The organism is Pseudomonas sp. G5(2012) (genome assembly GCF_000408945.1).
In the GTDB taxonomy this organism is placed as follows: domain Bacteria; phylum Pseudomonadota; class Gammaproteobacteria; order Pseudomonadales; family Pseudomonadaceae; genus Aquipseudomonas; species Aquipseudomonas umsongensis.
The window spans coordinates 1-11,478 of the sequence record NZ_APIO01000060.1; the positions used below are offsets into that span (position 1 = coordinate 1).

Below are 11,478 nucleotides of genomic sequence, written 5' to 3' on the forward strand. Positions count from 1 at the left end.
CGCAGCAACGGATATGTACAGCTGAAAGACAATCACCGTCTGCCAGGACGCCTTCGCCGGCAAGCCTGGCTCCTACAGTCAAAACGAAACCCCGGGTGGCCGTTACCGCAGGAATGGATATGTACACCTGAAAGACAATTATCGCCTGCCAGGCCGCCTTCGCGAGCAGGCTCGCTCCCACAGTAGATCGGGTACAGCCGCGAGCGCAGGGGTGCAGCGTTACAGCTTCTGCAGTTCCTGCGCAACAATGGCCACGGTCTGGGCGATTTGTTCGGGGGTGTGCAGGCAAGAGACGAAGAAACGCACGCGGGCGGCTTTTTCCGGGACGGCCGGGTGCAGGATCGGTTGGGCGTTGATCCCGCGTTTGGCCAGGGCGCTGGACAATTGGGTGGCCTTGACCGAGCTGCCGGTGATCACCGGAATGACTGCAAGCCCGGTACTGGTGCCGGTATCCAGCCCCGCCTCGCGGGCCAGGGCAAGGAACTGCTGGCCGCGGGCCTGCAAGGTTGCCACGCGCTCGGCGTCGTGGGCCATGCAACGTACGGCTGCGAGTGCCGCCGCCGCCACCGAGGCCGGCATGCCAACGCTGTAGAGAAAACCCGGCGCCATGAACTTCAGGTGCTCGACCAGGGCCGACTCGCCGGCAATGTAGCCGCCGCAGCTGGCCAGGGTCTTGCTCAGGGTGCCCATCCAGATGTCGACGTCTTTGCCCGCCAGGCCGAAGTGCTCGCGAATACCCTTGCCATTGGCCCCCATGACACCCAGCGAGTGGGCCTCGTCGACCATCAGGAACACCTTGTGCCTGTTCTTCAGCTCGACGAAACGCGGCAGGTCCGGGTAGTCGCCATCCATGCTGTAGATGCCTTCGAGCACCACCAGCACCCGCTCGAAATGCTGGCGCTGATCGCCCAGCAGACGATCGAGGGCTTCGACGTCGTTGTGAGCGAAGCTCAAGCGTCGCGCACCGGACAACTGGATGCCTTGCAGCACACTGTTGTGGATAAGTTCGTCGTGGATCACCAGGTCCCGCGGGCCGAACAGGTAGCCGATGGTGGTGACGTTGGTGGCATGCCCACTGACGAAGGTCACGGCGTCATCCACCTCGTATAAGCGGGCCAGTTCGGCTTCCAGCTCGCGATGGATCGGCCGGTCGCCGGACACCAGGCGGCTGGCCGACACCGACGTGCCGTAGTGATCGATGGCCGCCTTGGCCGCCTCGGCCACCACCGGATGACCGGAGTAACCCAGGTAGTTGTAGCTGGCGAAGTTGACGAAGCGCTGACCCTGGATCGTCGTTTCGGCGCCCGCCAGGCTTTCATGCAACTTGAAGAACGGATTGGCCAGGCCAAAGCGCGCCGCGCCGTCATGCATGATCCGCAGTTGTTGATAACCAGGATGCTGATCGAAGCGGTAGAACTGCTCCGGCACCGCCCGTGCATGGCGGCTCACGTCCGCCAGCGAGGCTGGCAGCGCGCCGTCGCCGGTTTGCCGCTGGCGCCGTTCCAGGGCTTGCTGGATCAGCTTGTCTTTCATCGAAGCGCCAAGCCCTGGTGAACTTTTTGAGGTCATAGTCAATTGATCAACGAGATAGTTGAGAATCAGGGTCGCGCGCGCCCTGGCGGACCTGGGCCAGCTCAGCTTCGGACAATTCGGCGCCGTGGCGAGCCAGGGTCAGCGCCTGCAGGTTGTCTTCGGCAACGGGCGCGGCCTCCGCGTCCTGGCTGCCGCGCAGCAGTTCAAGAATGCGCACGGTCAATTTGGCGATGCTGGAGGTTTCGCTCAGCTCCATCACCGGCAAGCGAATGCCGAAGCGCTCCTCCACCGCCACCACCAGCTCCACACTCATCAACGAGTCCAGCCCCAGTTCCTGCAGCGGTCGGTTGCTGTCGAGCTTGCTGGTCGGCATGCGCAGGATCTCGCTGATTTCCTGCTTGAGCATTTCGGCGAACAGTTCGGTGAGTTCCTGGTCGTTCATCTCCAGCAACAGGCGCTGGATGTCATCGACGTTGCTCTCTTCCTCTTGCTCGCCACTGTGCAGCCGCGCCAGTTCACTGAACTTCGGCGAACCCGCAGCCGGCAGGAAGCGCGACAGGGCTTTCCAGTCGAGCTCCAGTACACCCAATCCAGAGCGCTGTTGCAGCAGCAAGCGTTCGAGGGTGTCGAGGGCCGCTTGCGACTGCAGGGCCGCGCCGCCCATGCGACTTTGCAGGGCGTCCTTGATGTCCTGGTTGCGCGCCAGGAACCCTGCATCGTCAATCGCCCCCCACAGCACCGCCGTGGCCGGCAAGCCTTGCAGCAGGCGATGACGGGCCAGGGCTTCGAGCCAGTGGTTGGCCGCCACGTAGTTGGCCTGCCCCGGATTGCCGAACAGGGTAGTCGCCGAAGAGAACAACACGAAGAAGTCCAGCGCCAGGTGCGCGGTCAGTTCGTGCAGGTACTGCGCGCCCTTGGCCTTGGGTTCGAGCACCCGTTGCAATTGCGCCTGGGTCAGGTTGCGGACCAGCCCGTCTTCAAACACGGTGGCCGCGTGCACCACGCCACGCAGCGGCGCCTTGGAGGCTTCGATACTGGCCAACACGCTGCGCAACTGGGCGCTGTCGGTGATGTCGCAAGCCAGCGCCTGGACCTCGATGCCCTGCTCGCGCCAAGCCGCCAGCGCCGGTTGTGCTTCTCCGGTGGCCGCGCCGCGACGGCCGAGCAATGCCAGGTGCCGCGCGCCCTTGTCGACCAGCCATTGCGCGGTACGCAGGCCAAAACCGCTGAGCCCGCCGGTCACCAGGTAGGTGCCGTCGGCGGCGAGTTGCAAGGCCGGTGCCTGTGCCAGCGGCGCACGGAACACCTGTTGGATCGGCGTGCGGTAGGTGACGACGATCTTGCCGATCTGCCGCGCCTGCTGCATGTAGCGGAACGACTCGACCACATCGTTGGCGTCGAATTCACGGTACGGCAACGGACTGAGGATGCCGTCGCGGAACAACTGCATCATGTCGGCGAACAGGCGGCGGGTCAGGTCCGGGCGCTCGCTCATCAGTTGGTCGGCGTCGATGCCGAAGTAGCTGATGTTGTTGCGGAACGGCCGCAGGCCAATCTTGGTGTTCTGGTAGAAGTCGCGCTTGCCCAGTTCGAGGAAGCGCCCAAATGGCTTGAGCACTTGCAAGTTGCGGTTGATCGCCTCGCCCGCCAGGGAATTGAGCACTACATCAACACCACGGCCGGCGGTGATCGCCAGGATCTCGTCGGCAAACGCCAGCGAGCGCGAATCGAACACGTGCTCGACCCCGAGCAAGCGCAGGAAGTCGCGTTTTTCGTCGCTGCCAGCGGTGGCGTAGATCTCGGCCCCGCACCATTTGGCGATCTGGATCGCGGCGATGCCGACACCACCGGCGGCACCGTGGATGAGGATTTTCTCGCCTGGTTCCAGGCGCGCCAGGTGGTGCAGCGCGTAGTACACAGTGAAGAAGGTGCTCGGGATGGTCGCCGCCGCCTCGAAGGACATGCCCTCGGGGATTCGCGCCACCGCATTGGCATTGGTGACCAGGCGGTTGGCGAAGCTCGATGGACCAAAGCCGACCACCCGATCTCCCGGCTGGAAGTCACCTTCGACCTGCGCACCCTTGGCGCGCACGACACCGGCGAATTCAAAACCCAGGGTCGGGCCGGAGAACCCGTTCTCGATGGCTTCGTCGGACAACAGGCCGAGGGCATACATGACGTCGCGGAAGTTCAGGCCGGTGGCCTGGACCGCGATGTCCAGTTCATCGCCCTTCGGCACCATCGGCTCGTGGGCTTCCCAGCGCAGGTTGCGCAACTGGCCCGGCAGTTCGAAGCCGAGGCTGACCTGGGTCGCGGTTTGTTGCAGGGCGCTGGCATCCAGCTGATCAGGGCGCACTCGCAGGCGAGCCACGTAACGATCGCCTTCGGCACTGATAGCCAGTTCGGTTTCGTCATCGGCATTCAGCAAGGCCGGCAGCAACGCGTCGACCCCGGCGCCTTCGGCCAGGTCCAGCAGACGCACGCGGCAACCCACGGCTTCGTTGGCCAGGGTGCGACCAAAGCCCCACAACGCCGCATCGGCAACGGATGCCAGGTCACCTGCGACCTGTGCAGCGGCTGGCAGCAAATGCACCGCCGCACCTCGGGTCAGCAGCCAGCAATCGGGGCTGATACCCGCCTGCTCGCAGGCCTGGGTCAGTGCCGCGGCCAGCATGCAGCGCCGCGCCTGGTCATCCAGGCCCTGGCTGCCGAACAGGCCGCTGAGCAACAGCACGTGCTGGGGCGCCGCCATGGCGCGCAGTTGCTCGGCCAGGTCCTGGGCCGACGCCGGCGCCAGCCAGTCAATACTTTGCCCTTGCTCGCGCAGGGCGGTGGCCAATTGCTGGGCGAAGGCGTGTTCCGCGCCCTGCTCATCGGCCACCAGCAACCAGCGCTGGGCCGGCAGTGGTTGCGGCTCGAATGCTGCCGCCGCTGCGGCCGCGCCCACCAGCAGGTAGCTGCCGCTGGACATGCCCGGGCACAATTCCAGCGCTTCGCCGACACTCAGGCCGTGACGACGCAATTCCTGTTGCCAGAAGCCCGGGCGCTGTTGCACCGACAAGCTGCCCTGGCCCTGCCCGGCCAGCCACCACGAAGGTTGCGCGCCGAAGACGAAATCCGCCCAACGGGCCGGGTGCTGCGCCAACAACATCAGCTGGCCGCCGGCCGACAAGCGCGCCGCGCCATGGGTCAGTCCTGCGCTGATGGCCTGCAGCGGCGCCAGGTCGGAGGCCACCAGCACCAGGTCGAAGCCTGCGGCCGGTACGGTCGGCTGTTGCGCGGCATCGTCCAGGCTGAGCAAGCGCAGGTCCGGGAAGTCGGCTTGCAGCAGGCTGGCCGGGTCCAGGTCGTCGGCGCTGTACTGGTAGTCGACTCGGTCGAAGTCCAGCTGCGCACAGAGTTGCGCGGCGAAAGGCGAACCGCCGAAGCCGAGCTCGAGGATGCGCAGGCGCTGGCCCGCCGGGAGCACGGCCAGGCGTTGTTCGATATGGTGTGTGATCGCGTCCAGCACGGCGTGATAGCCGCTGGCGCCCAGCACCTGACGGGCCAGTTGCGCAGGCGAGGTTTCACGGGGCAGCAGTGTTTCGATCTGCACCGCGCCGCTGACCAGGTCCAGCAGGTGGATACCGATACGGCCCACCGAGTGAATGATCTGGAAATGCTCGGGATAACTGCGGAACAGTTCCTGCCAGATGTCCTGGGCGCTGGGCATCTCGCCCTGATCGACCAGCTGCCAGTTATCGCCGCTGGCAACCAGGCTGCCGTCCTCCAGGGCCTGCTGCAGCAGATGGTCCAGGTAGCCCGAGAAACCTTGCGCGTCAGCCTGCCAGGTCGCCCGTTGCGCCGCGCTGAGCTGGCCGCCGAGGGACGCGATGGCCTCCAGCACGAAACTGCCGCACAGGCTGTCGAGCAGTGGATCGACTTCCTGGCTGTAACGCACCAGGGTCGGTTCATCGCTCACCGACGCCAGGCTTTGCGCCAGGGCGCTGTGCAAGGGCGCACCCGGTTGCGGTTGCGCGCGGGCGGCCAATGGATAGGGTTTGGCGATACCGGCGAAATCCACCAGCTTCAGGTCGCCGCTGCGATCCTTGTGCAGCTTGACCGCACGGAAACGCGCGTCCTTGATGCACACCACGGCGTGGCCCTGGGCGTCGAACAGGGTGAAATCCGCCAACAGCGAGTGCTCCGAGCGACGCACCAGGCGCACCTTGGCCAGGCACGGTGTCAGGCTGCCCGCGGCGAAGTTGATGCGCCCCAGTTTCACCGGAATGAATGCCAGGCCGTTACGCGCCTTCGAATCGCGGCTGAGCAACTGGGTGATCAGCTGGAACGCGCTGTCCAGCAACGCCGGATGCAGGTGCAGGGCCGCCAGCTCCGACTCAATCACGCTCGGTGGGCTGAGTTGCGCCAGCACCTGGTCACCGTCGATCCAGCCGGCTTCGATGGCCTGGTAGGCCGGGCCGTAATTCAGGCCGACCGCCGTGGTCAGTTGCAAATGTTCAGCGCGGGTGAAATCCGCGGCACGGGTCGGCAGCACGGGCGCCGGCTCGTTGAGCAGCACACCACGGGCCTCACCCGGCAGGCGGGCGACCACGTGGCGGGCCCAGGGTTCTTCCTGGGAAGTGCTGCGCGACACGATCGACACGGTGCCATCGCTGCTGTCGATCTGCACGCGCACGCGCTTGCTCGACTCGGCGTGCAGCACCAGCGGGCTGTGGATTTCCAGCTCTTCGATGTCGACGAATTCGCCCGGCTGGTAGCACTGCGCGGCCGCCAGCACCAGCTCGGTGAAACCGGCGCCGGGGAACAGCACGGCATCGCCGACCTTGTGGTCTTCAAGGGACGGGAACAGTTGCGTGTCCAGGCGATTGTCCCAGGTCAGTTCGTGGCCGGGAACCGCATGACCCAGCAGCGGATGCACCCGATCGTGGTACAGCGTGCGCGCCGACTCCGGCGTGTCGCCGTGCCAGTGGCGCTCGCGCTGCCAGGCATAGTTGGGCAGGCGCACGAAGCGCCCGGTGCTCGGGAACAGGCACGCCAGGTCGGTATCGACGCCACTGATCAGCACCTTGGCCACCGCGCGGGTGACCATTGGCGGCGCGTCGTCGTGGCGCTTGAGCGTGGCGATCACCACGCCCTGCTGCTCGCGTGCCGCCAGGGCATCGCTGACATAGCTGCGCAGGATCGGGTGCGGACCGACTTCGACGAAGACGTTATAGCCTTGCTCGCACAGGGTCTCGCTGGCGGACTGGAACAGCACCGGGAAACGGATGTTCTGCCACCAGTACTCGGCGTCCAGGCGTTCGCCATCGAGCAAGCCACCGGTGACCGTGGAATACATCGGGATCGTGCTGGCGCGCGGCGCGATATCGCGCAAAGCCTCGACCACCTGTTCGGCGATGACGTTCATGGCCGGGGAGTGGAAGGCGTAGTCCAGGCCAAGACGGCGCACGAACACCTGGCGCTCGGTCAATGCCTGCTCCAGACGCTCAAGCCCCGCCAGGGAACCGGCAACGGTGGCGCCCTTGAAGCTGTTTTCGCCGGCGACGACCACGTCATCCAGGCCCAGCTCCAGCAGCAGGTTGGCGGTGTCACTGCCCGACAGGCCCACGGCGGACATCTGCCCGGAACCGGCGGTCAGTCCCTGCAGGCGACTGCGGTGGTAGATCACGCGGGTTGCATCGACAAGGCTCAGGGCGCCACACGCCCACGCTGCCGCCACTTCGCCAACGCTGTGGCCCATCACCACCTGCGGCACCACGCCTTTGCTTTCCAGCATGCGGGTCACGCCCACTTGCAGCGCGAACAACGCAGGCTGGGCCAGTTCGGTCAGGTGATAACGCTCCTGGCCGTAGTCGCCCGCCAGTTCCTTGATCAGCGAATAGCCCGACAGTGGCTGGAACACTGAATCGACTTCCGTCACCGCGGCATGGAACACCGCATCGGCGAGCAGCGCCTTGCCCATGCCCTGCCACTGCGAGCCATTGCCGGAGTACACGAACACCGGGCCCTTGGCCTGATCCAGCGCGCGACCGCTTTCGACCACCGAGCTCAAGGCCGACACAGCCGGGTCAAGGGCGAAATCCAGAAGCGCCTGGGCGCTTTGCTGTTGATCGGCCTCGAACACCACCACGCGCTGCGGATGCAGGTCGCGACGCAGCATTGCCTGGTACGCGACTTCGTACAGACCGTCTGCCGGGTGATCGCCCAGGTGCTGGGCGATGCTTTCTGCCATGGCCCCCAAGCCGGCGCTGTCCTTGGCCGTGACCATCAACGGCACCGGGCCTGCCGGGACAACCGGCGGTGTTACGTCCGGCGTGTGACTTTGCAGGATGACGTGGGCGTTGGCGCCACCGAAACCGAAGGAGTTCACCCCCACCACCAGCGTGCCACTCGGCTTGAGGGCGTGGTTGCGGGTGGCGACGTTGAGGTTGAGGTCGGCGAACGGAATACGCGGGTTGAGGTTCTTGATGCCGATGGTGGCCGGCACCTGGCGCTCGGTGACGCAGTACAGCGCCTTCATCAAGCCGGCCACACCGGACGCGGCTTCCAGGTGACCGATGTTGCTCTTGACCGAGCCGATCAACAACGGCTTGTCCGCGCCGCGTACCTGGCCCAGCGCCAGGCCGATGGCCCGGCTTTCGATGGGGTCGCCCACCGGTGTACCGGTGCCGTGGGCTTCCAGGTAATCGATGTCGGCCGGTGAGATCCCGGCACTGGCGTAGGCCTGGGTCATCAAGGCCGCCTGCGCGTCGGCGCTCGGCACGGTCAGCCCGGATTTGCGCCCGTCGGTATTGACCGCAGTGCCGGCGACGACGGCGAGGATCTGGTTGCCATCGGCCACTGCCTTGTCGTAATCCTTGAGGTAGAACAGCCCTGCCCCTTCGGAACGCACATAACCGTCGCCGGCTTCGTCGAAGACGTTGCAGCGCCCTTTGCGCGACAGCATCGAGGCCTTGGAGAAGATCAGGAAGCCAAACGGGTGCAGGTGCAGGCTGATACCGCCGGCCAGTGCCTGGTCGATATCGCCGCTTTGGATGGCCTGGCAAGCCTGGTGGAACGCCACCAGCGACGAGGAACACGCGGTATCGACCGCCATGCTCGGGCCGTGCAGGTCATAAAAGTACGACAGGCGATTAGCCGCGATGCTGAAGGTGTTGCCCGTGGCCGTCGAGGCATCCACCAACGACAGGTCATGGGACAGGCGATACGCATAGTCGGTACTGGCAATGCCCAGGTACACACCGCAATTGCTGCCGCGCACGCTCGAGGGTTTTACCCCGGCGTTCTCGAACACTTCCCAGCCCAGCTCCAGCAACAGGCGCTGTTGGGGGTCCATGATCGCCGCTTCGCGCGGAGAAATGCTGAAGAAGCCAGCATCGAAGGTAGAGATGTCGCCCAGCGTACCGGCCGCCAGGGTGTAGGCGGTGCCAGGGTTGGCCTTGTCGGGGTGGTAAAACGCATCTCGGGACCAGCGGGACGGGTCGACCTGCGTGATGAAGTCGTGCCCTTCCAGCAGGTTCTGCCAAAAAGTTGCGGAAGTGGAGCCTGGAAAACGGAACGAAGCCCCAATAATTGCAACTTTTTTACGCATGACTTAATCCACCTTTTTATATTCTCAACGGTCCCGCCATCACTTCGTGCGATGGGTGTGTCGAACGCCCTCATGGGTTCAACATAACGTTGAGAAACTTGCTAAATTCCGTTGGGTAGTGACTCTGTATTTATTATTAGGAGTACTTTTTCTGCCCGGCATCGACTCCAGTGCCCCTTCAAGGGTGAACCACTAAAGCGCCAGCGCCGGGGGCGCAAAATCATACGCTGAGCGCCCCGCGAGGGAAACCCTTACAAACCGTTACAGTACGACTCGTCGTCGCATTCCTGCGACTTGTTTCACGCCTTGCGCCCGGCAAAAAAATAAATTCAATAAAGCCGCTGCACGGCCGACAACCTGTCAAAGCCTTGCGGATTAAACAAGCCATGCGTAATAACCAGCCCATTACACAACGCGAACGGACCTTTCCGGCTCAGCAACGGTTGATTTCCACCACAGATGCCAAAGGCATGATCACCTACTGCAACGACGATTTCGTCGAGATCAGCGGGTTTTCGCGTGAGGAATTGATCCGTGCGCCGCACAACCTGGTGCGTCACCCCGACGTTCCCGCTGCGGTCTTCGCGCACATGTGGGGCACACTTAAACAAGGCTTGCCATGGATGGGCATTGTCAAGAATCGCTGCAAGAGCGGTGACCACTACTGGGTTAACGCCTATGTGACGCCGATCTTCGAAGGCAATCAGGTGATCGGTTACGAGTCGGTGCGGGTCAAGCCCACCGCCGAACAGATTCGCCGCGCCGAAGCGCTCTATCAACGCATCAACCAGGGCAAGTCGGCCGTTCCTTCTTCGGATAAATGGATGCCGGTCCTGCAGGACTGGTTGCCGTTCATTCTGGTCAGCCAGTTGAGCTTCATGATCGGTGCGACCTTGAACTCGCAGTGGGGCTTTGCCCTGGCGGCCGCTCTTTCGGTGCCACTGGGCCTTTTGGGCCTGGGCTGGCAGCAACGCGGCATCAAGCGCTTGCTGCGCCTGGCCGAGCAGACCACGTCCGACCCGCTGATTGCGCAGATGTACACCGACAGCCGCGGTGCCCAGGCACGCCTGGAAATGTCGATCCTCAGCCAGGAAGCCCGCCTGAAAACGTGCCTGACCCGACTGCAGGACACCGCCGAGCACCTGACCGACCAGGCGAAGCAATCCGACGCCCTGGCGCACAACAGCTCCACCGGCCTGGAACGCCAACGCGTCGAGACCGAACAGGTGGCCACCGCCGTCAACCAGATGGCTGCCACCACCCAGGAAGTCGCCAGCCATGTACAGCGCACCGCCGACGCCACCCAGGAGGCCAACCGCCTGACTGGTCGAGGCCGCGACATCGCCGGGGAAACCCGCGAAGCCATTCAGCGCCTCTCGGTGGTGGTGGGCGAAACCGGCCTGACCGTGACCCAACTGGCCAAGGACAGCAACGAAATCGGCGGCGTGGTCGATGTGATCAAAGGCATCGCCGACCAGACCAACCTGTTGGCACTGAACGCGGCCATCGAAGCGGCGCGAGCCGGCGAGATGGGGCGTGGCTTTGCGGTAGTGGCCGACGAAGTTCGCCAACTGGCCCAACGCACCAGCGAATCCACCGGGCAGATCCACGCCCTGATTGCCAAGCTCCAGCAAACCGCGGGCACCGCGGTGCAGACCATGGAAGCCGGGCATCGCCAGGCCGAAGAAGGTGTGGCACGAGTGTTGGAAGCGGACCAGGCCCTGGTGGGGATCAGCGAAGCGGTGGCCAACATCACCGACATGACCACCCAGATCGCCGCCGCGACCGAAGAGCAAAGCGCCGTGGCCGAAGAAATCAGCCGCAACATCAGCAACATTTCGGCACTGGCGGACCAGACCTCGGAACAGGCGCAGAACTCGGCATTGCTGAGCGAAGAGCTGACCAAGACCGCGAATACCCAGTACTCGTTGGTGGAGCGGTTTAACCGCTGACCTGCCCCTCCCTCCCACGGGCAGCAAAAAGCGGAACGCGGAGCGTCCCGGGCGGCATTCCTTTGCTGCGCGTGGGAACGATCAAGGTGCGTCGTTCCCACGGCAGCAAAAGCGGAACGCGGAGCGTCCCTGGCTGCATTCCCACGCAGAGCGTGGGAACGATCGGGGGGCGTTGTTCCCACGGGCAGCAAAAAGCGGAACGCGGAGCGTCCCTGGATGCATTCCCACGCAGAGCGTGGGAACGATCGGGGGCGCGTCGTTCCCTCTGGCCGCAAAGGCGGAACGCGGAGCGCCCCTTGGATGCATTCCTTGCTGCGCGTGGGAATGATCGGGGTGCGAGGCTGTTGATCTTGATCGTTCCCACGCTCTGCGTGGGAATGCAGCCCGGGACGCTCCGCG

3 protein-coding genes are annotated in these 11,478 nt (G+C 64.5%); 1 reads left to right on the plus strand and 2 read right to left on the minus strand.

All coding sequences use genetic code 11. From position 1 onward, the window contains the following. Positions 1-219: 219 nt before the first annotated feature. Together PG5_RS19165 and PG5_RS19170 are read right to left on the minus strand one after the other, a co-directional pair. On the minus strand, positions 220-1,569 hold the full coding sequence (locus PG5_RS19165; RefSeq protein ID WP_020798774.1) for an aminotransferase class I/II-fold pyridoxal phosphate-dependent enzyme: 1,350 nt from the start codon (positions 1,567-1,569) through the stop codon (positions 220-222). A 10-nt stretch (positions 1,570-1,579) separates the two neighbouring features. After that, positions 1,580-9,127, minus strand: coding sequence for a type I polyketide synthase (locus PG5_RS19170; RefSeq protein ID WP_020798775.1), 7,548 nt, complete (start codon positions 9,125-9,127; stop codon positions 1,580-1,582). 386 nt (positions 9,128-9,513) lie between these two features. On the opposite strand from PG5_RS19170, the gene PG5_RS19175 reads away from it, so the two are divergent. Next, positions 9,514-11,079 carry a PAS domain-containing methyl-accepting chemotaxis protein gene (locus tag PG5_RS19175; protein ID WP_020798776.1) on the plus strand — a complete coding sequence of 522 codons (1,566 nt, stop codon included), beginning with the start codon at positions 9,514-9,516 and terminating at the stop codon, positions 11,077-11,079. Positions 11,080-11,478 lie beyond the last annotated feature (399 nt).

Excerpts from the sequence above, each read along its gene's own strand:
- PG5_RS19170 (WP_020798775.1), bottom strand. The coding sequence starts at position 9,127 with ATGCGTAAAAAAGTTGCAATTATTGGGGCTTCGTTCCGTTTTCCAGGC.
- PG5_RS19175 (WP_020798776.1), top strand. The coding sequence starts at position 9,514 with ATGCGTAATAACCAGCCCATTACACAACGCGAACGGACCTTTCCGGCT.
- PG5_RS19165 (WP_020798774.1), bottom strand. The coding sequence starts at position 1,569 with ATGACCTCAAAAAGTTCACCAGGGCTTGGCGCTTCGATGAAAGACAAG.